This window comes from Acinetobacter ihumii (genome assembly GCF_900625095.1).
In the GTDB taxonomy this organism is placed as follows: Bacteria; Pseudomonadota; Gammaproteobacteria; order Pseudomonadales; family Moraxellaceae; genus Acinetobacter; species Acinetobacter ihumii.
In genome coordinates, this window is record NZ_LR130762.1 from 1 (window position 1) to 26,347 (window position 26,347).

Annotated in this window: 28 protein-coding genes, 1 rRNA gene and 2 pseudogenes; 13 read left to right on the plus strand and 18 right to left on the minus strand. The window is 42.5% G+C overall.

Annotated elements, in window-relative coordinates:
• The first annotated feature begins 5 nt into the window (after positions 1–5).
• Positions 6–120, plus strand: a 5S ribosomal RNA gene (rrf, locus tag E0D95_RS14845).
• A gap of 204 nt (positions 121–324) precedes the next feature.
• Here rrf and E0D95_RS14850 read toward each other — a convergent pair.
• Positions 325–826, minus strand: a pseudogene (locus tag E0D95_RS14850) (IS3 family transposase); the annotation flags it as partial.
• A gap of 4 nt (positions 827–830) precedes the next feature.
• Here E0D95_RS14850 and E0D95_RS14855 point away from each other — a divergent pair.
• The 5 genes and pseudogenes from E0D95_RS14855 to E0D95_RS14875 all read left to right on the plus strand — a co-directional run.
• Positions 831–1,187, plus strand: a pseudogene (locus E0D95_RS14855) (type VI secretion system-associated protein TagF); the annotation flags it as partial.
• 17 nt (positions 1,188–1,204) lie between these two features.
• Positions 1,205–1,954, plus strand: a complete 750-nt coding sequence (locus E0D95_RS14860; protein ID WP_171478597.1) for an OmpA family protein — start codon at positions 1,205–1,207, stop codon at positions 1,952–1,954.
• Between the two features lie 19 nt (positions 1,955–1,973).
• Entirely contained in the window at positions 1,974–2,522 is a 549-nt protein-coding gene (locus E0D95_RS14865; protein ID WP_130804920.1) for a PAAR domain-containing protein, read from the plus strand.
• A gap of 2 nt (positions 2,523–2,524) precedes the next feature.
• The gene (locus tag E0D95_RS14870) at positions 2,525–3,232 is read left to right on the plus strand and encodes a hypothetical protein (protein ID WP_431830768.1); all 708 of its coding nucleotides are present in this window, start codon (positions 2,525–2,527) and stop codon (positions 3,230–3,232) included.
• Complete coding sequence (locus E0D95_RS14875) at positions 3,192–3,665, plus strand: hypothetical protein (protein ID WP_130804921.1); 474 nt, start codon at positions 3,192–3,194, stop codon at positions 3,663–3,665. The genes E0D95_RS14870 and E0D95_RS14875 overlap by 41 nt, the downstream gene beginning before the upstream one ends.
• A 68-nt stretch (positions 3,666–3,733) precedes the next feature.
• Here E0D95_RS14875 and E0D95_RS14880 read toward each other — a convergent pair whose 3' ends face one another.
• From E0D95_RS14880 to ribF, 4 genes are all read right to left on the minus strand, one after another.
• Positions 3,734–4,216, minus strand: coding sequence for an FKBP-type peptidyl-prolyl cis-trans isomerase (locus E0D95_RS14880; RefSeq protein WP_004988866.1), 483 nt, complete (start codon positions 4,214–4,216; stop codon positions 3,734–3,736).
• The gene (gene lspA / locus E0D95_RS14885; protein ID WP_130804922.1) at positions 4,209–4,748 is read right to left on the minus strand and encodes a signal peptidase II; all 540 of its coding nucleotides are present in this window, start codon (positions 4,746–4,748) and stop codon (positions 4,209–4,211) included. Before lspA ends, E0D95_RS14880 begins: the two co-directional genes overlap by 8 nt.
• On the minus strand, positions 4,741–7,578 hold the full coding sequence (ileS, locus tag E0D95_RS14890) for an isoleucine--tRNA ligase (protein ID WP_130804923.1): 2,838 nt from the start codon (positions 7,576–7,578) through the stop codon (positions 4,741–4,743). The genes lspA and ileS overlap by 8 nt, the downstream gene beginning before the upstream one ends.
• Positions 7,579–7,643: 65 nt before the next feature.
• Entirely contained in the window at positions 7,644–8,645 is a 1,002-nt protein-coding gene (ribF, locus tag E0D95_RS14895; protein WP_130804924.1) for a riboflavin biosynthesis protein RibF, read from the minus strand.
• Positions 8,646–8,811: 166 nt separating this feature from the next.
• Here ribF and E0D95_RS14900 point away from each other — a divergent pair, with 166 nt between their 5' ends.
• Together E0D95_RS14900 and rutD are read left to right on the plus strand one after the other, a co-directional pair.
• Positions 8,812–9,372, plus strand: a complete 561-nt coding sequence (locus E0D95_RS14900) for a 5'-methylthioadenosine/S-adenosylhomocysteine nucleosidase family protein (protein ID WP_130804925.1) — start codon at positions 8,812–8,814, stop codon at positions 9,370–9,372.
• Between the two features lie 78 nt (positions 9,373–9,450).
• On the plus strand, positions 9,451–10,245 hold the full coding sequence (gene rutD / locus E0D95_RS14905; RefSeq protein ID WP_130804962.1) for a pyrimidine utilization protein D: 795 nt from the start codon (positions 9,451–9,453) through the stop codon (positions 10,243–10,245).
• A gap of 75 nt (positions 10,246–10,320) precedes the next feature.
• Here the strand turns inward: rutD and E0D95_RS14910 are convergent, their stop codons facing one another.
• Positions 10,321–10,935 carry a TetR/AcrR family transcriptional regulator gene (locus tag E0D95_RS14910; protein ID WP_130804926.1) on the minus strand — a complete coding sequence of 205 codons (615 nt, stop codon included), beginning with the start codon at positions 10,933–10,935 and terminating at the stop codon, positions 10,321–10,323.
• A 449-nt stretch (positions 10,936–11,384) separates the two neighbouring features.
• On the opposite strand from E0D95_RS14910, the gene rutA reads away from it, so the two are divergent.
• The 5 genes from rutA (at position 11,385) to rutG (ending at position 15,728) form a co-directional block, all read left to right on the plus strand.
• On the plus strand, positions 11,385–12,494 hold the full coding sequence (gene rutA / locus E0D95_RS14915; RefSeq protein WP_130804927.1) for a pyrimidine utilization protein A: 1,110 nt from the start codon (positions 11,385–11,387) through the stop codon (positions 12,492–12,494).
• On the plus strand, positions 12,491–13,228 hold the full coding sequence (gene rutB / locus E0D95_RS14920; RefSeq protein ID WP_130804928.1) for a pyrimidine utilization protein B: 738 nt from the start codon (positions 12,491–12,493) through the stop codon (positions 13,226–13,228). Before rutA ends, rutB begins: the two co-directional genes overlap by 4 nt.
• An 18-nt stretch (positions 13,229–13,246) precedes the next feature.
• Complete coding sequence (gene rutC / locus E0D95_RS14925) at positions 13,247–13,627, plus strand: pyrimidine utilization protein C (protein ID WP_130804929.1); 381 nt, start codon at positions 13,247–13,249, stop codon at positions 13,625–13,627.
• Positions 13,628–13,718: 91 nt separating this feature from the next.
• The gene (gene rutF / locus E0D95_RS14930) at positions 13,719–14,282 is read left to right on the plus strand and encodes an NADH-dependent FMN reductase RutF (protein WP_130804930.1); all 564 of its coding nucleotides are present in this window, start codon (positions 13,719–13,721) and stop codon (positions 14,280–14,282) included.
• Between the two features lie 81 nt (positions 14,283–14,363).
• Positions 14,364–15,728: a pyrimidine utilization transport protein G gene (gene rutG / locus E0D95_RS14935; RefSeq protein ID WP_130804963.1), complete on the plus strand. Its 1,365-nt coding sequence runs from the start codon at positions 14,364–14,366 to the stop codon at positions 15,726–15,728.
• A 41-nt stretch (positions 15,729–15,769) separates the two neighbouring features.
• On the opposite strand, the gene E0D95_RS14940 is transcribed toward rutG, so the two are convergent.
• From E0D95_RS14940 to ubiG, 12 genes are all read right to left on the minus strand, one after another.
• Positions 15,770–16,570, minus strand: a complete 801-nt coding sequence (locus tag E0D95_RS14940; RefSeq protein ID WP_130804931.1) for an ATP-binding cassette domain-containing protein — start codon at positions 16,568–16,570, stop codon at positions 15,770–15,772.
• 16 nt (positions 16,571–16,586) lie between these two features.
• Positions 16,587–17,387 carry an aliphatic sulfonate ABC transporter permease SsuC gene (gene ssuC / locus E0D95_RS14945; RefSeq protein ID WP_130804932.1) on the minus strand — a complete coding sequence of 267 codons (801 nt, stop codon included), beginning with the start codon at positions 17,385–17,387 and terminating at the stop codon, positions 16,587–16,589.
• Positions 17,384–18,568, minus strand: a complete 1,185-nt coding sequence (gene ssuD, locus E0D95_RS14950) for an FMNH2-dependent alkanesulfonate monooxygenase (protein WP_130804933.1) — start codon at positions 18,566–18,568, stop codon at positions 17,384–17,386. The genes ssuC and ssuD overlap by 4 nt, the downstream gene beginning before the upstream one ends.
• 63 nt (positions 18,569–18,631) lie before the next feature.
• A complete protein-coding gene (locus tag E0D95_RS14955) occupies positions 18,632–19,630 on the minus strand; it encodes an aliphatic sulfonate ABC transporter substrate-binding protein (protein ID WP_130804934.1) in 999 nt (332 codons plus the stop codon).
• A gap of 24 nt (positions 19,631–19,654) precedes the next feature.
• Positions 19,655–20,629, minus strand: coding sequence for a sulfonate ABC transporter substrate-binding protein (locus E0D95_RS14960; RefSeq protein ID WP_130804935.1), 975 nt, complete (start codon positions 20,627–20,629; stop codon positions 19,655–19,657).
• A gap of 360 nt (positions 20,630–20,989) precedes the next feature.
• Complete coding sequence (argA, locus tag E0D95_RS14965) at positions 20,990–22,345, minus strand: amino-acid N-acetyltransferase (protein WP_130804936.1); 1,356 nt, start codon at positions 22,343–22,345, stop codon at positions 20,990–20,992.
• A 124-nt stretch (positions 22,346–22,469) separates the two neighbouring features.
• Positions 22,470–22,811 (minus strand): RcnB family protein, encoded by a 342-nt coding sequence (locus E0D95_RS14970; protein WP_130804937.1) that lies wholly within the window; start codon positions 22,809–22,811, stop codon positions 22,470–22,472.
• A 195-nt stretch (positions 22,812–23,006) separates the two neighbouring features.
• Positions 23,007–23,390 carry an RcnB family protein gene (locus tag E0D95_RS14975; RefSeq protein WP_130804938.1) on the minus strand — a complete coding sequence of 128 codons (384 nt, stop codon included), beginning with the start codon at positions 23,388–23,390 and terminating at the stop codon, positions 23,007–23,009.
• Positions 23,391–23,776: 386 nt separating this feature from the next.
• Positions 23,777–23,932, minus strand: a complete 156-nt coding sequence (locus E0D95_RS15695) for a hypothetical protein (protein ID WP_165443268.1) — start codon at positions 23,930–23,932, stop codon at positions 23,777–23,779.
• Positions 23,933–24,104: 172 nt separating this feature from the next.
• Complete coding sequence (locus E0D95_RS14980) at positions 24,105–24,851, minus strand: YciK family oxidoreductase (RefSeq protein ID WP_130804939.1); 747 nt, start codon at positions 24,849–24,851, stop codon at positions 24,105–24,107.
• 43 nt (positions 24,852–24,894) lie between these two features.
• On the minus strand, positions 24,895–25,590 hold the full coding sequence (locus tag E0D95_RS14985; RefSeq protein WP_130804964.1) for an HAD family hydrolase: 696 nt from the start codon (positions 25,588–25,590) through the stop codon (positions 24,895–24,897).
• An 8-nt stretch (positions 25,591–25,598) separates the two neighbouring features.
• A complete protein-coding gene (ubiG, locus tag E0D95_RS14990) occupies positions 25,599–26,315 on the minus strand; it encodes a bifunctional 2-polyprenyl-6-hydroxyphenol methylase/3-demethylubiquinol 3-O-methyltransferase UbiG (protein ID WP_130804940.1) in 717 nt (238 codons plus the stop codon).
• Positions 26,316–26,347 lie beyond the last annotated feature (32 nt).

Consider the following 26,347-nt stretch of genomic DNA (forward strand, 5'->3'; position numbering starts at 1 on the left):
AGTTTGCTGGCGACAATAGCAAGAGTGAACCACCTGATCCCTTCCCGAACTCAGAAGTGAAACCTCTTCGCGCTGATGGTAGTGTGGCATTGGCCATGTGAGAGTAAGTCATCGCCAGCTTTTAAATTCTAAGCACCCTAATCTATAATCAGATTAGGGTGCTTTTTTTATATAATTAATGTATCGTTTGAATTTTAAACAGATATTGAAATGAAAGATTTACAAAAAATTTATATTGAAAAAGTAAATGAGGCACTTTTTAGGTTACAGAAGTGTGAAAGTCTTATAGAATCATATTTTGAAATCTGAACAGCCACCAAAAATTTAGACACACATAGCCCGATTGAAATAGGCTTTTTCATACTCTAATGGAGAACGTTGGCCATTAGAACCATGTCTGCGTTTTGAATTGTAGAACATCTCAATATATTCAAAGATATCTGTCCTCGCTTCAGACCTATTTGTATAAATTTTCTTTTTAATACGCTCCCGCTTTAATAACTGGAAAAAGCTTTCAGCAACAGCATTATCATGGCAGTTGCCTCGTCTGCTCATACTGCTTTCAAGATTATGATACTTCAGAAAGGTTTGCCATTCATGACTAGTATATTGGCTACCTTGGTCTGAATGAATTAAAAACCTTGCTCTGTGGTTTTCTCCGCCATAACGCCATCAATAATGCATCAAGTACTAAATCTGTAGTAATTCTAGATTTCATCGACCATCCTACAACTAAGCGAGAAAACAGGTCGATGACTACTGCTAGATATAACCACCCTTCATGAGTACGGATATAGGTGATATCAGTCACCCACAGCTGATTAGGATGAGTTTTGATCTTGCCACTTAATAACCCAATGTATTGCTACGAAATTGCGGCATTTTGGGTCAGCATGATTGGTCGCTTTTTGCAAAAAGACAATACTGAAGTACTGATTGGTTTATTACATCAAGAAGAACCCGTTTTATTGTTTGGTTTTCAGGGCGCAGATATCTTGGCACTCAGCGATATTTTTACCCAAAGTATGCAAAGCGAGCATTGGGTTTCTTTGATAGATGCCAAATGGATTGATCCCTATCTTGAACAAAATGCAGGTTTAGCTGTATTAGAACAGTCCTTGTGCCAAAGACAGCTCAGTTTAAGTCAGGCACTTAAGCTATTTCGACAAACATTTTTAGATGAATAATCATGAAGATGCTACCTATGCAACATTTAAAAAAAATATTGATTTGCATGGCTTCTCTAAGCTGTGGTTTGGTTTTTGCAGAACCGATTGTGGTCGAGGGTGTCGTACCTAACGAAGCATTTAAACAAGCGATTTTGCAAAAAATGCAAAGTGTGTATGGTGCAGATCAAGTGGTCGATAAAATACAGGTTCGTGCCGTGTCTGCACCCAATGGTTGGAGTAATTCGGTTACCCAAGTGATTAGTCCAGATTTAAAAAAAGTGAAACAGGGCAAATTGACCGTACGTGGCACACAAGTTGAATTAACAGGGAAAATGACCAATCCGAATGACATTCAGCCTACGATTAGTCAATTTCAATCCTTGGTACAGCCCCCTTATCGTTTTAATTCACAATTGACAGTGAATCAGGCTGAGCAAAAAATCATTGATGATGCCCTTAAAAATAGAATCATTGAATTTGAATCAGGCAGTGCAATTTTAACTGCTTCAGGGCAACAGATTTTAAATGAAATGGCGGCAGCACTTCATAAAGTTGGCGGAAAAAAAGTCAAGATTATTGGACATACTGATAGTTCAGGTGATGCATCCAAAAATTTGCTACTCAGTCAGCAACGTGCCAATGCTGTTAAAGATTACTTAATTACCAAGAACATTTCAGCGGATAATTTAAGTACGGAAGGCGTTGGCTCAAATAAACCTGTGGCGGATAATGATACTGCTGAAGGAAGACGCAAAAACCGTCGAATTGAGTTTGAAGTGCTCTAATAATGAAGCTGGAGGTTATATGGCGACACCTTATATTGTGATTGGTTGCCCAACTACGGGCGGCGGGCAAGTAATTAGTGGTAATAGTACGTTTCTGGTGGATGGAATTGCGATTGCCTGTGTTGGTGATAAAGCCACGTGTCCCAAACATAAAACAGTTGCTACGATTATCTCAGGCGATCCGCATATGCAAGTGATGGGAAAAGCTGCTGCACGGGTCAATGATTCATTATCTTGTGGGTGTAAATTATTACCTAAGCAGAATTTGGTGGTGCAGGAGAATGGTCCTTCTTCAGGAGCAAATCCAACCAAATCAGATGCTACATCACCACAGAATAGCTTTGTGAACCAGATCGATGATTACGGTGTGAAATTCCTTTTGCGTGATGAGCAAACAGGTTCACCATTAATTGAGCAATATTTTAAGTTAGTAACACCAGACGGAAAATTACTTGAAGGCTTTACTGACGAAACTGGACATACAGAGATGGTTGAAACAGGAAAAGAAGCTAAAGAAGTGGACTTAACCACTTTTGACTTATCAGAACCGATGAAACCTTGGGAATAATAATGACTGAACAACTAAATAATCCATATAATCGAACTGTATCAGGTGATGCTCCAGCTTGGAGTGGCTATCCTAAAGAGCAAAAAATTTGTGTAATCACTGAACCGTTATGTAATCAATATATAAAAGAACGCAATTATTATATGGCCCGACCATACAACTTCATGCTCTATATTGAGCAGTGGGGAAATGTAAAGAACAAAATTGAATTGTTAATGGCCATACGTTTTGGGATGGAGTGGGATACAAACAAATTAGCAGATGGAAATTTGTATGACCCAGCGTTTCATACACAAATGTACATTAGATTCCACAATTATGTTTTAAAACAATCTCTTAAAGAGATACCTAAAATCGTTGGGGAGTTTGAACAGACAGCTTTTAAAGTTAGATTTTTAAGCGTATTTGCGGTAGATGAATTACGTGAACTACGAAATCTTGAGCCCTTCGCTCAAGGAAAAGGGGCTTTAAAAAGTTTAAATGATTTAAAAAAGACTATTAGTAAATTGAATGTTGTCAGTGCAACCCGTGACCTATCCCTCTTAGTACAGAATAAGGGGCCTCTGCACATCAATCGAGATATGTTTAAGAAAGTATTTAATCAAGATTACAATCCACGTATGGTACAAATTTTACGTGATGAAGGGGTTTATACAGGAGATCCGCTTAATGTGGAAAGAGCTGAGTTTGAAAGTAAGTTTGGCCGTTAAGTTAGGTATTTGTATTAGCCTAATGGGTGGGTGTAGTACTAACCAACCAGTTAAAGAATCTTTAAAGTCAGGCAGTAATGGGGCTGTAGGTATGCTTTTAATCGATTCAGAAGTATATCGAAAAGCCACACCCAAAGCTTTAGATGCTGTTACGGTATCTTTACTATTCTCAACATTAGATAAGATGGCAGTACTTAAACGGTATGAAGAAGAAATAGGCAATGGTTATACAATCGAAGATGACTTCACTGTAGGTAACGCCAACCAACTGTGTTGGGTAAACAACTTTCTTCTCACACATAAAAAAGATTTACCCTCTAATCTTGACTACACTAGCACGTACGCATGGGTAGATTCAAAACAGAAAGTACTTAAAAATAGGATTAGTGAATACTTCGGTGATAAGAAAGCTGAAAACGATTGCAGATTTTAATCTTATTCAATCGTACTAAAACGCCAATTTAAAAAACCCTCATAAGAGGGTTTTGAGTTGAATGATTATCACATCAACTTAATCCCTTGCTGACCAGCAGGGGTGACTTTAAAAATTTCAACTTCAAAGCTAATATTTTTTCCCGCGAGTGGATGATTAAAATCCACTTCAGTAATATCATCATTGACTGATGCCACAACACCAAATAAGGATGCTTTGGCTTTATCTTCAAATTCAATCATATGTCCGACGATAGGACGTTGTTCAAATTTAACCGTATCAAACTTTTGAACATTTTCAGGGTTCCATGGACCAAAGGCATCTTCAGGTGGCAAATGTACCGTACGACGGTCGCCTGCACGTAAACCAAATAAAGCCTTTTCAAAACCTGGTAATAAATTACCATCGCCAATGGTTAAACTGACAGGCTGTTCGCGACTACGTGTGTTATCAATCTCAACACCATTTTCTAGTGCTACAGAAAAATGTAACTCGACCTGAGCGCCTTCTTGAATACGAATTTCTTCATTCGGTTGAATAATTTCAGTCATGCTTCACTTCTGCACGTTGGATACGTTTCTTTTCAAGAAAAAAAGTATCAATTAACAAGAGGATAGTTCCTAGGGTAATGGCACTGTCGGCAATATTAAACGCAGGAAAATGGTGATTTTGATAGTAGACATGAATAAAATCGACCACATAACCTAAGGTCATGCGATCAATCAAATTGCCTAATGCACCGCCTAAAATCAGGGCAATCGCAGCAGGCAAGATGATATTGTGTTTGGGCATACGCATCAGCCAAAACACAAAAATAATCGAAACAATACCTGCTAGACCTGTAAATAAATAGTGCTGCCAACCGCCTGCATCAGATAGAAAACTGAAGGCTGCACCATAGTTATGTAGCAACGTCCAGTTTAAAAATGGCAAGACAGGTACAGGATCGGCATAATTCAGATGAGTACTGGCAATCCATTTGGTCCATTGATCTAAAATGATGGCAAGCACGGACAGCCCAAGCCAGATCAAATTATGCGGATAAAATTGAAATAAGCCTTTATTTGATTGAGCTTTAGGCATATTTTCTTACCTCACCGTGACCTGCGACGTTCACGATACAGCGACCACATAAACCCGGATGATCGGCATGGGTATTTACATCAGGGAGTACATGCCAGCAGCGTACACATTTTTCGCCTTCTGCTGCTGAGATTTGTACACGTAAGCCTTCCATTTCTGTTGCTTCACCTTGTTCAGCAAAAGGATAAACATTGACCTGAGAGGTAATTAGAACAAAACGTAACTCATCACCGAGTTGATTCAGTACCGTTTGAAGTTCATCTTTGGCCCAGATTTCAACTTTAGCGGACAAATTACTTCCGACCAGTTTGGCATTACGTGCCGCTTCAATCTGTTTGTTGACAGCGGATTTAACCTGAATCAGGGTTTGCCAATCGGCTTCTGAAATCAGGTTGGCTGTCGATGCGACAGGTACTTCATACCATTCAGCGGTAAATACATATTGCTCAGTTTGCTCTGGAATCAGAGGCCATGCTTCTTGCGCAGTGAAGCTCAAGATCGGTGCCATCCAGCGTACAAAAGCTTGTACCAGATGATACAGCGCAGTTTGTGCAGAATGGCGCGCTTGAGAATCTGCTTTGGTGGTGTACTGACGATCTTTAATGATATCCAGATAGAAACCACCTAAGTCATTGATACAGAAATTAGTCAATGCGCTACATACGATATGGAAGTTCATATCTTCATAGGCTTGCTGAATGGTTTTTTGAACATCGGCTGCACGTTGCAAGATGTATTGATCTAGCGCGATTAATTGATCTACAGGCAACGCATCGGTCGATGGTTTGAAGCCATTTAAGTTGGCCAATAAGAAACGCAAGGTGTTACGAATACGGCGATAGCCATCGGATGCACGGTTGAAAATTTCTTTCCCCGCAGTCATTTCATAACGGTAGTCACTTGATGCGATCCAGAAGCGTAAACCATCAGCACCCATATCTTTGATGATGTCTTGCGGCGTGATGATATTGCCCAAAGACTTGGACATCTTACGGCCTTTTTCATCCACCACGAAACCGTGTGTGAGTAGCCCTTTATATGGCGCGCGTTCATTGATGGCAATCGAAGTCAATAACGAAGACTGGAACCAACCACGATGCTGGTCTGAACCTTCCAGATATAAATCAGCAGGATCAGTCAATTCTTCACGCTGACGCAATACTGCATAATGCGTCGTGCCTGAATCGAACCAGACATCAAGCGTATCGCGTACCGCATTATAGTGCTCGGCATCTGCACCGATAAAATCTTTGGCTTCACGGTTATACCACGCGTCAATGCCTTCTTTTTCAATCAGGCTTGCCACTTCTTCAATCAGTTCAGCGGTACGTGGGTGTAATTCATGGCTATCTTTATGTACAAAGAATGGGATTGGCACGCCCCATGTGCGTTGACGCGAGATACACCAGTCTGGACGACCTTCAATCATCGACTCAATTCGGTTTTTACCCCAGTCAGGCACGAAGCTGATGTCATTTTCAATGGCATTCAAGGCGCATTCACGTAAACCTTTGGCATCCATGCTGATAAACCATTGTGGCGTGGCACGGAAAATGATCGGGGTTTTATGGCGCCAGCAATGTGGATAGCTATGCACAATCGGTTGATGCGCCCATAAGCGGCCCACAGCACCCAAAGCTTCAATAATTTGCGGATTGGCTTTATAAATATGCTCACCAGAAAAAATGGGTGCAGTCGGTAAATAAACCCCATTACCACCGACAGGATTATCGACTTTGAGGTTATAGATTAGACCGACTTTATAATCGTCCGCACCATGACCCGGTGCAGTATGTACAGCACCTGTACCACTGGTAGCAATGACGTGTTCACCCAAAATCACAGGCACTTGACGATCAGCCAACAGGGGATGCTGCAAGCTCAGATGTTCAAGCACCGCGCCTTTAAAGTCAGCCAAAACCAATGGATTTTCAAGTTTATAGCGCGCAATCGCAGACTCAACCAGATCTTGAGCCAAGATAAAGTTTTGTGTACCACGGTCGCTTTGCACTTGTACCAATTGATAGTCAATTTCGGCATTTAAAGCAACGGCTTGGTTGGCTGGCAATGTCCACGGTGTTGTGGTCCAGATCACGATATCAGTCGGGACATTTACTGCGACACCGACACGTTGACTCAAATCCTGAAGATCAACCACGCCAAAACCGACATCAATCGCATCGGATTTTTTATCTTCATATTCAACTTCGGCTTCAGCCAGCGCAGAACCACAGTCGATACACCAGTTCACTGGTTTTAGACCCGGTTCGATATGACCTGCTTTTTGAATTTCACCCAAAGCACGGACAATATCGGCTTCCTGTTTAAAATTCATGGTGAGGTATGGATCTTGCCAATCTCCAAACACACCCATACGAATAAAGTCTTTGCGCTGTAAATCGACCTGACTCATGGCATATTCGCGACAAGCTTTACGGAACGTTGATGCATCAACTTTGACACCAACTTTACCGACTTTTTCCTCAACTTTGAGTTCAATCGGTAGACCGTGACAGTCCCAGCCCGGTACGTAAGGCGCATCGAAGCCATCCATGACACGGCTTTTGATAATGATGTCCTTTAAAACTTTATTGACGGCATGACCCAAATGGATCTGACCGTTGGCATAGGGAGGGCCATCGTGTAAAACATATTTTTTCTTGCCAATACGTGCAGCACGAATCTTCTGATAAATGTTGTCGGCATACCACTCTTCTAACCATTTCACTTCGCGCACAGCTAAGTTAGCCTTCATGGCAAATTCGGTGCCCGGCAGGTTGAGTGTGGCTTTATAATCCACGGCATTTTCAGGAGTTTGCTTATCGCTCATGCAAGTTGTCTTCCAGTTCGATCAGCATTTAAGCTGACGTGTTTTATCATCAAAAAAATTAGAAATTAAAATGGGAATTGGGGATGTTGCTGACGAAATTCAAGCAAGTCATCCACATCTTGGTCAATCCCTGCTTTCAGTGCGTCTAGCGAAGGATAATTTCGCTCGCCATGCAAAAAGTTTAGAAAAGTCACCCGCATGAGCAAGCCATACAGATTAGCAGAAACGTGTGGAAAATGAACTTCCAATCGCCATTCAGGCTGTTCCTGTTGAATCGCAGGCCGTGTGCCCACATGACCTGCACCAAATAAACTATGAGCTTGGTAACCTTCAACTCCTGTTTGCGCAGGATTGTCGGTGTATACTTTTTGGCGTAGCGAGGTAGTTTCACAGACCACGTCGACCCCATAAATGCCGCTTAAACACGGTTTATGTCGATTTAAACGGACATTAATGGTTGGAAAGTTGAGGGTACGACCAATCTGATCGCCATATTGCACTCGACCAGTAATGCTATAAGGGCGACCCAAAAGTTGCGCAGCCAGCGACAAATTTCCTTCAGCCAAAACCTGACGAATACGCGTAGAACTCACCCGTTCCCCATGATATTCAATGGTGTCCAGATTGGTGACTTTAAAACCATAGTCACGTAGAAATTCACTATTGCCCTGACGGTTTTTACCAAAGTGAAAATCATCGCCTAAGATTAATTGTTGTGCATTCAATTTAAAATGCAGTAAATCTGCAAATTGCTGTGCGCTCAAACCGCGAAATTGCTGATCAAATTTGGCAACCGCAATATAATCTACGCCGAGTTCAGTAAGGTATTCGACTTTTTCTCGTAGTGAACTAATGCGTGGCGGTGCGTCAAAGCCTTTAAAATATTCAAGCGGTTGTGGCTCAAAAATCATGACCAGCGTTTTTAAGTGATCGAGTTGAGCAATATTTTTGAGTTGCGCAATCATCGCCTGATGTCCGAGATGAACACCATCAAAGTTGCCAATGGTCACAGCAGTGGTGGGCAACTTAAAATCTGGCGATAATGCATTCAGGCGGAGCAGTTTCATGGACTCAAAACAAGCTTAAATTTTGAAAGTCCTATATATTGCCATAAACTGAAGCGTTCGTGTTGTTGTTGCGTTTTTATGCAACCAAAAAAAGCATTTTTTATTTTGGATTGCTGACTCTGCGATTCTTTTCAATAAAATTTAACTGACTGTAGAGCGTGTGCCCATGAATCTGGCCTTAATAATGGCTTTGTCTGATGAATCCAAAGGCTTGTTTGAACAAGCAGGAATCGCCGTACATTATAGTGGGATCGGTAAAGTCAATGCTGCCTTCACTGCTTTTGACGTGATTCAAAAAACCGGTTGTGATGTATTGCTTAATCTGGGCAGCGCAGGCAGTTCTGTGTTTGATGCGCATTCACTGGTGGAAGTGAGGCAAGTCGTGCAACGCGATATGGATGTTTCACCCTTGGGATTTCCTATTGGCACTACACCACTTGACCATGATTTTCCCGCAGCAATTGAGCTTGAACCCTTTTTTTCAGAATTGCCAAAAGGTATTTGTGGAACAGGTGATTCTTTTGAAACGGGTGCAGCTAAGCTTGCTTGTGATCTTGTAGATATGGAAGCCTATGCCATAGCTAAGGTGTGTAAAAAATTAGGCGTTCGTTGTATTTCGGTGAAATACATCACCGATGGTGCCAATGATACGGCGCACTTAGATTGGGAAGCCAACTTATTGCTCGGCGCACAGAAGTTACTGGCCTTATATCGACAGCATTTTTAAAAAAAGGATACTGAATAGTAAAAAAAGGCATAAATCTTGCTGATTGATAAAAAGATTAATTTGACCAAACGGTTTAAAATGAACTATCAGCTTTATCCTACTTTACATGCCAGTCAGGAATATGTGGTTTTTTCTTCAGGTTTAGGTGGGCATGGCAAGTTTTGGCAAGCCCAGATCGCTGCTTTTCAACAACATTATCACGTCTTGGTCTATGACCAAGAGGGTTGTCATGCTGACAGTGATCTATTGCCCGATGATTATTCTTTTATGCATTTGGCAGTGCAAATTAAAAATTTATTAGTGCAATTAAATATTCGAAAATTCCATTTTATTGGACATGCGATTGGCGGTTTTATTGGTTTGGAGTTGACACAATTATTGTCATCACATGCATTGCACATGCAAAGTTTGACTATCATTAATGGTTGGGCATCGCTTGATCCACATACATTAAAGTGTTTCCAAACCCGTCTGGCTTTGCTTGAGCATGCTGGCGCAGCCGCATATATCAATGCGCAGGCTTTATTTTTGTATCCGCCGAGCTGGATTTCTAACTATCATGACGAGATTAAACAGCAGGAATATCAACAACTAAGTGATTTTCCGCCTATTCCCAATGTCAAAAAACGCATTGAAGCGCTTAAAGCCTTTGCTCTGACTGCTGCGCATGTTGAGGCATTGGCGGAGCTGCCTGTTTTACTCATCGCCAATCAGGATGATATGTTGGTGCCTTATACGCAAACCCTGTATGTATGGAAACAATTGGCTCACGCCCATTTATGCTTAATGGCAGAAGGAGGACATGCTTCAACCGTCACGCAAGCCTCCGCAGTGAATCAGCGCATCTTAAAGTTTTTACAAGAAAAGCGATGAACAGACCTGAACTACACTGAACCGGTAATAAATGACCCAAGCAATGCATATTAGGGCATTACCATCTTGAAAAAATTAAGCGCGAGGCAGAACGCCGTATAGCATCATGTGTACGGTATGTTCAATGGCACGTTGCTGCATACTGCGATTGCGCAAGGTTTTGCCAGTGACCATTTCCATCTGGGTACTGAAGTCGGCATAGTTTTGGGTAATTGCCCAGATATTTAAAATGAGCAGTTCTGGGTCAATATCTGGAGAAATTTTGCCTTGTTCCTGCCAAGTCTGAATGACTTTGGCTTTGCGCTTAAACAGTTTTTTCAGTGGCCCTTTTAAGATTTCCAGAATATGCGGTGCACCTTGAATAATCTCTAAGGCAAACAGTTTTGAGGCTTTAGGCTGAGTACGTGACACCTCAATTTTCTGAATCAAATAGTGCGCCAGTGCTTCGGTCGGCTCAAGTTCGACTTCAAGGGTTTGCAATGGGGCGAGCCATTTTTGTAAAACGGTGGTTAACACTTCTACATAAAGTGCTTCTTTATTTTCATAGTAATAAAAAATGTTGGACTTGTGCATATTGGCCAACTGCGCAATTTCGTCCAGACTTGCCCCACTAAAACCATAAGTTGAAAAGACGTCAAGTGCTGCATTGAGCAACTGATTTCGTTTTTGCGTACTCTTTTTTTGTTCCATTAGCATAACTAAGTTAGGTGATTCATTAATTGTAAGGTAAACCGCATGATTTGTGCACAAAACCACATTATTTTTCCTGCACTTTAGAAAAAATAACTGCGCCATTTGACTTGTGCTAATCACGATATTGTCGATGGTTGCTGATAAAATAATCTATTTGTGGCGAATTTTAAAGCAGCAATATGGTCAACCTCTTGCTTTAATTTTGCACAGTATTGAATACTGATTCACTTTTATAGTGCATGGTTGTGCGCTGTTATTTTACTAAATGGTAAAAATGATTTTACCATTGGTTATTATTAATTTATTGAAAAATATAAAAAATAAAAAGTTGGCACAGTGTATGCATTATAAAAATAAGAACAGGTGGTTGTTTTGGCAATCGTGATTTGATGCAAGGAACAGCTCATGCAGACAGGCGTGGTGCTCCCTAAAAGAGGATTCCCCATATGAAAATAGGTGTTTTTTGTCCCATCGGAAATAATGGCTGGCTGCTCTCTGAAAACGCGCCGCAATATATGCCGACATTTGAATTAAATAAAACGATTGTACAGCGCGCAGAACATTATGGTTTTGACTTTGCACTGTCAATGATCAAGTTGCGCGGTTTCGGCGGAAAAACTGAATTTTGGGATCATAACCTTGAAACCTTTACCTTGATGGCGGGACTGGCCGCAGTGACCAGTAAAATTAAAATTTACGCGACTGCGGCAACACTGGTTATGCCTCCAGCGATTGTGGCACGTATGGCATCAACCATTGATTCCATTTCAAATGGTCGCTTTGGTCTAAATGTGGTCACAGGTTGGCAAGCCCCTGAATATAGTCAAATGGGCATGTGGCCGGGCGATGAATATTTTGCCAAACGTTATGATTATTTGTCGGAATATGTGCAGATTTTGCGTGAACTCTGGGCAACTGGAAAATCTGATTTCAAGGGCGAACATTTTCAAATGCAAGATTGTCGCGTCAGTCCACAACCACAAACCGAAATGAAAATTATCTGTGCAGGACAATCTGACACAGGTCTGGCTTTTTCAGCACAACATGCGGACTACAATTTTGTGTTTGGGAAAGGACTTAATACGCCAACCGCTTATGCGGACATTAATGACCGTTTAAAAAGCTTTACCGATCAGACTGGACGTGACGTTCAGACCTATGTGCTATTTATGCTGATTGCGGCAGAAACCGATGAAGAAGCGATGGCAAAATGGCAAAGCTACAACGAGGGCGCGGATGTAGAAGCGATTAATTGGTTGATGAATCAAGGGGGCAAAGACACTAAATCAGGTGCTGATACCAATATTCGTCAAATGGCATCCAGTGTTTCACCTGTCAATATCAACATGGGAACTTTAGTGGGTTCTTATCAAAAAGTTGCGGCCATGCTGGATGAAATCGCTGAGGTTAAAGGCACAGAAGGTATTTTGCTGACCTTTGATGATTTTGTACAAGGGGTTGAAGATTTTGGTCAACGGATTCAACCATTGATGAAGTCCCGTCAGGATATTGTGACGGAGTATCAACCCTTGACCACACTGGAGAAAAGCGCATGAATACCGTCGTTGCAGATTTTACCGAACGCGCTGGCACAGGGCGTGTCTTGAAAGCGGAACCTGAAGCGATCCAGCTTGCGCCTGAGCACACCGCTCTCATCGTAATTGATATGCAAAATGCCTATACCTCGATTGGAGGCTATTTAGACCTAGCAGGTTTTGATGTATCAAAAACCAAACCCGTGGTTGAAAATATTCAAAAAGCAGTAAGCGCAGCCCATGCAGCTGGCATTCAGGTGATTTACTTTAAAAATGGTTGGGACAATCAATATGTTGAGGCGGGTGGTGCAGGCTCGCCTAATTTTCATAAATCCAATGCGTTGAAAACCATGCGCAAACAACCTGAATTGCAAGGCAAGTTATTGGCCAAAGGTGGCTGGGATTTCGAATTGATTGATGAATTACAACCCACAGCACAAGATATTGTGATTGAAAAACCACGATATAGCGGTTTCTTCAATACTGCACTAGATAGCATGTTACGCGCCCGTGGTATTCGTAACCTAGTCTTTGTCGGTATTGCCACCAATGTCTGTGTCGAGTCGACTTTACGCGATGGTTTTTTCCTCGAATATTTTGGCGTGGCCCTAGACGATGCTTGTTATCAGGCGGGCCCAGTCGAGATGCATACCGCCAGCATGTATAACATTAAAACTTTTTTTGGTTGGGTGTCTGATACCCAGAATTTTGTCGAAACTTTTGCTTCATCTTCAACATTGGCTAAATCTGCATAACCGCTCAGGGAGATCACTATGCCTAAAGAAATCGTATTACCTGAAGGAACACCGCCACCGCTTGCACCTTATGTCCCTGCAACCAAGGCCAATAATGTCGTGTATGTCTCGGGTATTTTGGCATTCGATGAACACAATAACGTGGTACACATCGGCGATGCAGCCGCGCAAACCCGTCATGTCTTGGAAACCATTAAGGGAATTTTAGCCAATGCTGGTGGCACTTTAAAAGATGTCACCTTTAATCATATTTTTCTGCGCGACTGGGCTGATTATGCCGCGATAAATCAGGTTTATGCTGAATATTTTCCTGATGAACGTCCAGCGCGTTATTGCGTGCAGGTGGGGTTGGTCAAACCTGAAGCTTTGGTTGAAATTGCCTCAATCGCCCATGTATAGCATTTTTTGTATTTTATGAATTTTATGCCGATGAATATATTGACCCCATTTCGCTTGTGAAGGTGAAAGCCATGGGGTAGGAGAGAGCACCATGAATGTGTCAGATCAAACACAATCTGTATTGAAAGAATTGTTACAACAGCACAGTCAAAATCGTTCTACCCATTTACAGGTCGATCAACAGACTTTCCGACAGGGAATGTCAAATTTAGGGGCAGCAGTCAATGTAATTACCACCGATGGCGTGGCGGGAAAATCAGGTTTCACGGCATCCGCAGTCTGTAGTGTGACGGATTCACCACCGACTTTATTGGTATGTCTTAATCGTTCAGCATCTGTATTCGAAACATTTCAAAAAAATCAGGTGTTGTGCGTCAACACACTGGCGACACATCAACGTCATTTATCCAATTTGTTCGGGGGGAAAACGCCAATGCAGGAACGTTTTGCTCAAGGGCAATGGACGACCTTGGTGACTCAAGCGCCAGTACTGGAAGATGCGTTAGTGTCTTTTGATTGTGAGGTGGTATATAGCCACAGTGTGGGTAGCCATGATGTCTTATTCTGTCAGGTCAAGGCCATTCAGCAGCATCAGGGTTTAAACGGGCTGATGTATTTCAATCGTAATTATTGTGAACCGTTGTGCGTTGCATAAAACTGGATGCTGGAGCAAGTCATCATGTCAAACAAACCATCCCAAGTCCCAGAACCCCTCATTCCAGAAACGTCAGAACCGATGCCACAAAAAGAATCATGGTTTCCAAAATTTAAACCCTATCACGGTAATATTGACCAAACGCCTGTGCAGATTGATGAATATCTACCCGCAGGAAAAAGTCTGGTGCTGGGTTTACAACATGCATTTGCCATGTTTGGTGCAACGGTACTTGCGCCACTGCTAATGGGTTTTGATCCCAATCTCACCATTTTTATTACAGGCATTGGTACGATTTTATTCTTTCTGATCACAGGCGGACGACTACCGAGTTATCTAGGATCTAGCTTTGCTTTTATTGCCGCAGTGGCAGTTGCAACCGGTTATAACGGGGTTGGTGCAAATCCGAATATTGGGGTCGCACTGGGCGGCACGATAGCTTGTGGGATTGTCTATGCCCTGATTGGTCTGGTGGTGATGCGTACAGGCACCGCGTGGATTGAAAAATTGATGCCTCCAATTGTCACAGGCGCAATTGTGATGATTATTGGTTTAAATTTGGCACCGGTTACCATTAAAAGTGTCGCTGCAAACAGTTTTGATTCGTGGATGGCAGTCGTTACCATTTTATGTATTAGTGCGATTGCAGTATTTACCAAAGGCATGTTACGCCGTTTGCTATTATTGGTGGGACTGTGTGCGGCATATGTGGTTTACTTTTTGTTTGCCAATGTAATGGGGTGGGGCAAACCCATTGATTTTTCGCCAATTGCTCAGGCAGCATGGTTTGGTTTACCAACTTTTCATACACCTGTGTTTGAAGCCAATGCCATGTTATTAATTGCACCTGTGGCTCTTATCTTGGTGGCAGAAAATCTAGGTCATTTTAAAGCAGTGTCTGCCATGACTGGACGTAATTTATCGCCATATATGGGACGAGGTTTCTTTGCCGATGGTTTGTGTACGACATTATCGGCATCGGTGGGTGGCACAGGCATGACCACCTATGCAGAAAATATTGGGGTGATGGCAGTCACTAAAGTGTATTCCACCACCATTTTTGTGATTGCGGGTTTATTTGCTATTTTACTCGGATTGTCGCCTAAATTTGGTGCCGTGATTCATACCATACCCGTGGCTTTACTTGGCGGCGCTTCTATTGTGGTCTTTGGATTAATTACGGTGGCTGGTGCTAAAATCTGGATTGATCACAAGGTCGATTTTAGTAAAAACAGTATGTTGATTATTGCTGCGGTGAGTTTAATTATGGGCGCAGGCAATTTTAGTTTACATATTGGCTCATTCGATCTGGGGGGAATCGGGACGGCAACCTTAGCTGCTATTTTTCTGAATTTATTGTTAAATCGTAACGAGTCACCGCAGCCTTCAGCTACGACTCATCACACGACAGAAAAAGAGATTCATTCGGTACTTCCTCATTCTTAAACCCTTGAGTTGAATCATGAAGCCGCGCACAGCGGCTTCAATCAGGTGGCTAATACAGCTTCGAGTACTTGTTGTTCTAATGCTGCAAATTCAGCCCCTTTCTTACGCGGTCGTGCTAAATCGACTTTAAAATTATGCGCAATACGTCCTTTATCCAGCAGGATAATTCGGTCCGCCAGTTGTACGGCTTCACTCACATCATGTGTGACTAAAATTGCAGTAAAGCCTTGTTCTTTCCATAAACGTTCAATCAGGTTCTGCATTTCCAGTCGGGTTAAAGCATCGAGTGCGCCCAACGGTTCATCCAACAATAAAATGCGTGGTGAATGCGAAAGAGCACGTGCCAAAGCGGTGCGCTGGCGTTGCCCCCCTGACAGTTGCGAAGGCCATTGACCTGCTTTATCTTTGAGTCCGACTTTTTCCAGAAGTTGTTCCGCAATATCACGTTGATCTTTGGCTAATCCCAATTGGACGTTATGCAAAATGCTCTTCCACGGTAATAGACGCGGGTCCTGAAACATGACTCGGATATCGTCACTGGTAATGCCTTCGCGGAAATGTCGTGCGGATTTAAACTTGATTTCACCGTAACTTGGCTGTTCCAGATCGGCAATCAGGCGCAATAGGGTACTTTTTCCACAACCACTACGACCGACAATCGCCACAAACTCACCCGGTTGAATGTGTAAGTCCAGATCTTCCAGAACTTTGACCTGACCATAGAATTTATGCAGTTGCTCAATCAGAATTTCCGCACCAATTACGGCCTGCTCAGGTTCGGTATGTTGTTTTGGGGCAGGGACTAAATCAGCTTGATAACGTTGAATGTTTAAACTTGTCATGATGAAAGCTCCTGTTTTATCCTTGATAACCCGCATGCCAACGCAATAAATAGCGTTCCAGTGCCTGTGCCAAAACATCTGCCAGCTTACCGAGCAAGGCATAAAGTAGAATGCCGACCAAGACCACATCGGTTTGTAAGAATTCACGGGCATTCATGGTCATATAGCCAATGCCAGCCTGTGCAGAAATCGTTTCAGCCACAATTAACAACACCCAAACCAGACCCAGCGAAAAGCGTAATCCGACTAAGATGGAGGGCATCGCGCCTGGCAAGATAATTTCTTTATACAGTTGCCAACGAGTTAAGCCGTAGCTTTTGCCCATTTCAATCAACTGTGGATCGACAGAACGAATGCCATGATAGGTATTGATATACATCGGAAAGAACACACCTACCGAAACTAAAAACAGTTTTGCAGTTTCATCAATTCCGAACCATAAAATCACTAAAGGAATTAATGCAAGAGCAGGGATGTTTCGGATCATTTGTAGTGTGGTGTCCAGTAAGGTAGAAGCTGCCTTGGATGACCCATTGAGCAGCCCCAACAGTAGACCTAAACCACCGCCAATGAATAATCCTAACAATGCACGACCTGCACTGACTTTGACATGATGCCAAAGTTCACCACTGACCAGTAAATGCCAAAATGCACTGACCACCGCAGTGGGTGCAGGCAGAACACGACTCTGCAAAAGACCCGAAACAGATGCCAATTGCCAGAACAGGATCAGGGCGACCGGGAACAGCCACGGCAGCAAACGCTGCCCGATGGCTTTTGTTCCACGTGAAACAATGGACGTTTCAGCTTGACTCATGCGGACTCCTTAGAGACTTTTCTATTGGTCTCTTGACTCTTTTGTTCAGGCACATAGTTGTTGGCAATAATTTCACCAAAAGGACCTGTCAGATTCGGTTGAGTCAGTTTTTCACGGGTTTTGAGTGGCAGTAAAGGGAACACCAGTTCAGCAAAACGAATGGACTCTTCCAGATGCGGATAACCAGAAAAAATAAAGGTATCGATACCTAAATCGGCATATTCCTGAATTCGTGCTGCTACGGTTTCTGGATCACCAACCAACGCAGTCCCAGCACCACCACGCACAAGGCCAATACCTGCCCATAAGTTTGGTGAAACTTCAAGTTGATCACGTTTGCCGCCGTGTAAAGCGGCCATACGTTGTTGACCCACAGAATCCATTTGCGCAAATTTTTTCTGTGCTGCGGCTATGGTGTCATCATCCAGATATTGAATCAGCTCATTGGCTGCTGCCCATGCCTGTTCATTGGTTTCACGAACAATCACATGTAAACGAATACCATAGGTCAAGGTACGACCTTTGGCTGCGGCACGAGCGCGCATCGCGTCAACTTTCTCTTTCACTGCCGCAGGAGGTTCGCCCCAAGTCAAGTAAGTATCTACCTGTTCTGCTGCAAGTTCTGAGGCAGCATCGGATGAACCACCAAACCAAAGTGGAGGATAAGGCTGCTGAATGGGTGGATATAACAATTTTGCGTCATCGACACTTAAGCGATCACCATGAAAGGTAAAGGCTTCACCTGTATGGGAACGAGTCAGAATTTCACGCCAGATTTTGACGTACTCACTGGCGGTTTGATAGCGTGTTGAATGATCTTCATATAAGCCATCGCCTTTGAGTTCCTGTTCATCACCGCCTGTCACCAGATTGAGTAACACACGACCACCTGATAAACGGTCAAAGGTGGCCGCCATACGTGCTGCCAATGCTGGTGTAGTAATGCCCGGACGTAAAGCCACTAAAAATTTAAGCTGTGTTGTAGCATCAATCAGGCTGGCCGCCGTAATCCACGGGTCTTCGCAAGAGCGTCCAGTTGGAATAAGTACGCCTGTGTAGCCCAGATTATCGGCAGCCACTGCAATCTGTTTCATATACGCATGATCCACCTGACGCGCACCTTTGCTTGTACCTAAGTAGCGACTGTCACCATGAGTGGGAATAAACCAGAAAATATTCATATCTAAATTTCCTTGAAATACGTTTTAATCGTGCGTTTTAATCAAATTGCGTTTGGGGAAGGTTTACGAAGCTTTGGGTGCCCAAATGCTTTGACTGACCTGAATATCTTTAGGGATCAATTTGACCTGTTGAAATAAATCAGCAATCTGTTGCTGTGCTTGGGTGACTTCTGGTGTCAATGGCTGTACTGGAGAAGGTTTAAGGCGTTTATCCAGTACTGCTTTGGCGACTTGTGTATCCAGCCCCGTACTTTGCGCATAAATATTCAGACCTTCATCCTGATGTTTCACAAACCATTGATCGGCTTTGTTTAAACCATTCAGCACTTTTTGTGTGGCATCCGGGTGTTGCTGGATAAATTTTGGATTACCAATGTAGAAAGCGTAAGTGGTAGGAAACGCAGTTCCATCAATGAGAGACTTGGCATGACCTTTGAGTTCAGTGGTACTTAAGTACGGTTCCCAGATGGACCATGCGTCGATCGCGCCTTTATCAAATGCAGCACGAGCATCCGCAGGTGGTAACCAGATGGGTTGAATGTCCTGCCAGCTTAAACCTGCTTTTTGCAGCACTTTGGCTAACAGTTCATGCGCACTGGAACCCTTTTGTACCGCAATGCGTTTACCTTTAAGATCCTGAATCGTTTTGATTGAACTATTGCTTGGAATTAAAATAGATTGTGAGTTTGCTGGAACCACCTCATAACCGACATAACTTAAATCCTTATCGGCAGCTTGCGCAAAAATAGGCGGCGTATTTCCAACTGCTCCAAAATCAACGGCACCCACCGCTAATGCTTCCAACATTTGTGGACCAGCAGGAAATTCACGCCATTCAATCTTGGCATTTGGAAATTCCTGTTCAAATATTTTTTGCTGTTTGGCAATCAAGAAATTCAGTGAAGATTTTTGAAAGCCAATCGACAAGGTTTTGACTGGTGCTGTATGTTCTGCTGTTGAATCTTGTTGTGCCTGTGTGTGAGACTCGGTTTTCTGACAGCCACTGAGACTTAATCCCAGACTTATGGTTCCGATGACACCCAATTGTTTTAAACTCACCATGTGTGATTATCCTGTAGATTTTCTTTATTTAATTTCGCCAGTTAAAATGGCATCCTGAATTTTTAAGGGCTGTGGAATCAATTTTTGCTGATAGAACGCATCTGCGACTTGTTGTTGCTCACTGATAACCTGCGCTGACAATGGCGTGACTCCAAAGCCCATTCTTGAAATTGATGTTTTTAAAATGTTGAAATCCAAAGCAGTGGGTTTTTCCAGAAGTTTGGCAGCATCATCCTGATGGGTTTTGACCCATTCGGTACTTTGATTCAATTCTTTCACTAAAGTTTTCAGCACTTCAGGATGATTTTGAGCAAATTTACGATCGGCCAGATAAAACTGATGATTACTGACTAGATTTTGTCCTGTGGCTAATACGCGTGCACCAATTTGTTGTTCTGCTGCGGCAAAGAACGGGTCCCAAATTACCCAAGCATCGACTGCACCTTTTTCAAAAGCAGCGCGCGCATCGGCAGGGGGGAGATACACCACCTGAATATCATTTAAGCTCAAGTTGTTCTTTTCTAATACTTTTAACAACAGATAATGCACATTTGAACCTTTATTCAGGGCAATGCGTTTACCTTTTAAATCTTGAACTGACTGAATAGCAGAATTTTTTTGCACAATTAATGCTTCTGCAAGAGGTGCGGCTGGCTGATTGGCAACATACACCAAATTAGAGTTGGCGGCTTGGGCAAAAATAGGAGGAGCTTCACCTGATTCACCAAAGACTACGCTGCCGACATTTAAACCTTCCAACAGTTGTGGACCCGCTGGAAATTCTACCCATTTAATATGAATACCTTGCGCTTTCAGTGCCTTGTCTAATACCCCACGTTCCTTGACGATCGGCAGTAAACCGTATTTTTGGAAGCCAATATTTAAGGTGGTTAAATCTTGGGCTTCTTTTTTGGCACAGCCACTGAGCATCATGATTCCAGCAATACTTGCTGTCATTACTGAACATTTGAACCATGTAGAAGAAGTGATGCTTGCCATGATGTGCCTGAGCCTAACTAAAAGTGGATATTGAGGGCACACCATAAAGTGATTTCTATTGCATAAAAAATAAGTTTTTTAATATTAGTTATGAAAATAATAGATAAATAAAAAAAAGCTAAAGATAGCTAAAAAAAAGATTTTAAAACAACCAATAATGTTTCACTTTAATCGCCTATCAACTTGATTTTTAATGTTTTACTTTAAAGATATAAACTTATGAAGCGTTTGAATATTAATTTTTAAATTGGAAAAGCATTTTTCTTGCAAAGTTTAGTTGGAATAAAGATATAGTCATTCATGCTAAGCCAGTCGAGATCACTCCAATGTACTGGCTTGCATTGCTTTCAATCACACGCGTTACATCAATAATTTTTTAAAGACCAATGAATTACGCTGAAAGTTATATAACGCTTGTCGAGCATTGGGCAGATCATCGACGCTGGCTGTTTGAAATCCCTGCTCCAGAAACCAGTGCGCAGTCCGCGTGGTGAGTACAAATAACTGTAAAATGCCTTGTTGACGTGCTTTATCCTCCAGAAAATGTAAAATCTGGCTACCACGATTGGATTTACGGTAAGCTGGATCAACTGCGACACAGGCAATTTCTGCTGAACCCACCTCATTTTTTCCAGTTGGGATTGGATACAACGCAGCGCAGGCCAGAATCATACCATCACGTTCAATGACTGCGAATTGTTCAATTTCACTTTCCAGTCGTTCCCGCGAGCGATAGACCAGAATGCCATCTTCCTCAAGGGGACGTAATAAATGAATAAGTCCGCCCACATCCTGAATGGTGGCCATTCGCACTTCTTCATAGTGCGCATCGGTAATCATGGTACCAATACCATCGCGGGTAAATAATTCTTCAATCAATGCACCATCATAGGCATACGAAATTAAATGAACCCGATGTACGCCTGAAAGAGAGGCTTTTTGTGCGCCTTGTAAATGCAGTGCCATTTCATGGTCATGTTGCTGAAACTGTTCAATATAAGTATCTAGCTGATTCGGTCTGAGTTCACGAACAATGTGATGCTCACCATCAAGCAAGCCTTGTTTTTCGCCAAGAAAAATCAGTTTGTCCGCTTTGAATGCAATGGCAGTTTTGGTTGCGACTTCTTCTGCCAATAGATTAAATACTTCTCCAGTGGTGGAGTAACCAGTTGGACCCAGTAGCACAATATTATGATTATCCAGATGTCGTTGCATGGCGGCGATATCTAAACTCCGTACCTCGCCAGTTAATTGAAAATCGACGCCGTCTCTAATGCCATAAGGTTTGGCGGTCACAAAATTTCCTGAAACAACATCAATCCGTGCACCAAACATCGGGGAGTTTGCTAAACCCATCGACAACAAAGCTTCTATTTGCAGACGGATTGAACCGACCGCATTCATGACACAGCCCAGTGATTCACGAGTGGTCACACGACGATGTAAATGAATAGGCGTTTTCAGGTTTTTTTCTTCTAAATTCTGATTGATTTGTGGACGCGCACCATGCACTAAAATCAGTCGAATGCCCAGCGAATGTAATAAGGCAATATCATGAATGATATGTTGAAAATTTGGGTGTTGGACGGCTTCACCGCCAAACATCAAAACAAACGTTTTGTTGCGATGCGCATTAATATAGGGGGCTGAGTCGCGGAACCAATGCACATAATCCTGTGCTGTACTGGGGCTAAACTCAGTCTTGTTGGGTTGCATAATCGACTCAAAAAAAGAAGACATGGTCTGATTGTAAACAAAATTGACCAAAGAGGAATGCCTGATGCAAAAAAACACCCTCATCTATATGGGAGAGGGTGTTTTGTAAGGGCTTTGGACAGAGTTAAATCATTTTTAGAATTTTATGATCATGTTGCGAGAGCAACAGATAACGTCCATTCACCTGATACCATTGCTGTCCACGTTGAGGTTGTGCCAGATGTTTGTGCGCACGGTAATCGACTTGATAACGCGCCAATTGGTACTGACGTGGCATGGTTTGACCAATTCGCCAGTCACGGCTCGGATCTAGCTTTTTATCTTTACTGTGCGAAGGCTGATGTATTTGAGCCTGATGATGGACATAATGCTTCGAATGCGGATCTTGTGGCGCTGCCATGGCACTGGTTGCCAATAAACCACTGAGACTCAAAACGAGGGTGCCGATCCATTGATTCATTTTCATCTTATACCTCAATTACTTTTTTAGCTCATGTCTGATGGTTTTAATGTAAGAGCAAATTTGAGAGAAAGCGTGAAGCACATATAGCAAATTGTGAAATATCGGTGCACATTAAGGAGGACATGTGAAGGCAAACAAAAAAAACCCAGATGTGTCATCTGGGCGATAAAAGTAAGCAGTCATCAAAACGCAAAGGTATTAAAAAGCCATAATCCGAATAATGTCATTGGTATCTGAGTTCACTAAAATATAGTCATTATTGATTTTATACCATTGCTGATTACGGTCTGGTTTTGGCAGGTGGTGATCTCGATATTCAACTTTATAACCATTACCGCGATAATGTTGCGGCATGACATAACCAGTTTGCCAGCGATGCTGCTTTAAGCGTTGTACACCACGTTCTTCACGAATACGTCGTTCTGAACGGCTGCGATCATCCTCACTGTCACGATCATAACTGCGTTCTTTACGTCCTTGAGAATAGTCGTCATTATTGCGATCAAAATACGGTCCTGCAAAACTGACCGTACTCATCAGCACAGTCAAAGATAATGTCAGAACGGTCAACATCTTTTTCATGATGCATCCTCATGGAGCTATTGTTTCTCTTATGGATATTAATGTACAAAAAAAATGCAGAGAAACTGTGAAGATTACGCAATAATTCAATTAAAAATATGAAGATAACAACATTCTTCAAGCTGGATGATTGTGCCTTGTTTGCAATTGTATTGTCTATAGGGCAATGTCGCGTATTCTAGCCCAATTGCAAGCCAGCTTTTAAAATAATTAGTTGAATAATCATTCAAAAATCATTGTTTTTATAATAAGTTACTTTTGAAAATCATGCTATAAAAATAAAACTGATCCAGTATCAAACCAAAGCAATAACATGTGATGAGTTTTTTTAAATTGATCTCTGGGTTTTCGAAGACTTTTCACTCCTGCCGAGGAGTGAAAAGTCTTTATTGCCACTGTTCGGCATGCTGCTGTAAAGAGTTCAGCAGGCTGATAATCTGCTGCGCCTGTTGGGCATCCTCCAGAGCCATCACAAAATGCTCTGAAAGTTGTAATTCATAAATAGATTGAATCAATTGTCTTTTGTGGTTGAGATCACGCACAACATTCTCCCGAACAGAACAACTTTTGTTGAGCATAAGTGTATAAATCTTCTTTTAATTTGTAAAAACGAATAAAATTTTAATAGTAATTCAAAAATACGATTAATAAGTTGTGTTTTAAACACTCAATAAAAAAGCATCCCGAAGGATGCTTATGTCAAGCGATTGAGTCTTAGTCTTGTGCATCAATGCTCTGACCATTTAAATGCAGACTGTCTTCGCCCATCAAATACAAATAAGCGGGCATAATCGACTCAGAAGTTGCCAAGCTTAATGGGTCTTCATCAGGGTATGCCTTGGCACGCATCGCGGTACGCGTTGCACCAGGATTGATGCAGTTAAATCGGATATTCGGGTAGGTTTGTTCCTTAGCAAAGATTTTACTGACAGCTTCAATGGCGACTTTAGAAACCGAATAAGCTCCCCAAAGCGCACGTGCTTCACGACCTACGCCTGAGCTGGTAAATACCACCGAAGCCTGATCAGACTTTTGCAACAGGGGCAACAAAGCCTGAGTCAGCATAAAAGGGGCGCGTACATTGACAGCCATGACATCATCCCAAATTTCCGATGAATAATCTGCCAATGGAACACGTTCTCCTAAAATACCTGCATTATGCAAAATACCATCCAGACGACCAAACTGGGATTCGAGCGTATTGACCAAAAGCTCATAGTCACGTACCGAGGCACTCGAAAGTTGTAAGGGTAAAATGGCAGGTTGTGGCGCACCTAAACTTTCGATTTCGTCGTAGATCACTTCAAGTTTATTCAGGGTTCGACCATGTAATACGACAGTTGCGCCATGCAGGGCATAGCTCATGGCAGCAGCACGACCAATGCCATCGCCTGCGCCTGTAATCAGAATAATACGGTCTTTTAATAAATCTGAACGAGGCTGATATTCTGAGTATTTCATGGTGAACCTCCCTAAAATGTGAATCAAATTATAATGATATTCATCACATGCTAACGTGTTTTTGTGCGTTTAACTGTAGTAATTGGCGTAAAATGCAGTGTAATTCAGTAACATCCTGCACGATTGTATCGGCTTGCCAAGCCTTCAGATTATGCTGAGATTCTAAAGGCAAATACCCATAGGCGGCTAAAATGGTATACATCTTGGCGGCACGACCTGCATCGATATCACGTGGATGATCTCCGACATAAATAATCTGTTCGCTGGGCAAATTCAACTGTTGAGCGGCGAGATACATCGGTTCAGGATCTGGCTTAGTTTGTGTCACATCTTCAGGACAGACCAATACACTGCAACGTTCAGTTAAATTGAGTTCAGCCAGTAACAGCTCACTTAATTGGCGTGGTTTATTGGTGACAATACCCCACGGAATTTGCGCCGTTTCCAGTTCTTCAAGCAATGGATACATGCCTGAAAATAAGTCAGTATCGACGACAATCTGCTCGGCATAAAGATCCAGAAAACGCTGGCGATGCTGTAAAAACACAGAATCATCAACTGCCAGTTCAGGATAGACCAGTTTCACCATGGCGCGTGCGCCCTCAGATACCTGAGTGCGAATCAGATCAGCCTCGACGACTTCACGTTGCTCTTCGCGGCACATGGCTTGAATAATGCGAATAAAATCTGCCGCAGTGTCGATTAAAGTACCGTCGAGATCAAATAGAACTGCTTTCATCGCTGCACTCATACTGTAGCAGCCTTCACAGTATGTACCATATAGTTGACATCTACGTTGGGTGCCAGCCAGTAGTGTTTAGTCAGTGGATTATAATGCAAGCCTGTCATTTCTTTTAAGGTCAGCCCTGCTTCACGAATATCCTGTGCCATTTCAGAGGGACGAATAAACTTGTGATAATCATGGGTGCCTTTTGGCAACAGACGTAAAACATATTCTGCTCCAATAATGGCAAACAAATACGATTTAGGGTTACGGTTAATGGTCGAGAAAAATACGTGTCCGCCCGGCTTCACCAGCGTTTGACAGGCCTTCACAATTGAAGCTGGATCAGGCACATGTTCCATCATTTCCATACAGGTCACCACATCGTATTGTCCTGCTTGCTCTTGAGCCAATTGTTCGACCGGAATCTGACGATATTCAATATTGCTGACCTGTTCTTGCTCGGCATGCAAACGTGCGACATTCAGCGGCGCTTCGCCCATATCAATACCGAGTACATTTGCGCCGCGTCGCGCCATACTTTCAGCCAAGATACCACCGCCACAACCGACATCCAGCACTTTCTTGCCTGCAATGCCACCAGCATGTTCATCAATCCAGTTCAAACGTAATGGATTAATCTGGTGTAAAGGACGAAATTCGGAATGCTGATCCCACCATTTGGCTGCGAGTGCTTCAAATTTTGCAATTTCTTGTGGATCAACATTCAGTTGCGACATGGTGTCACCTCTTTTATTTGTGTTTTCATCAA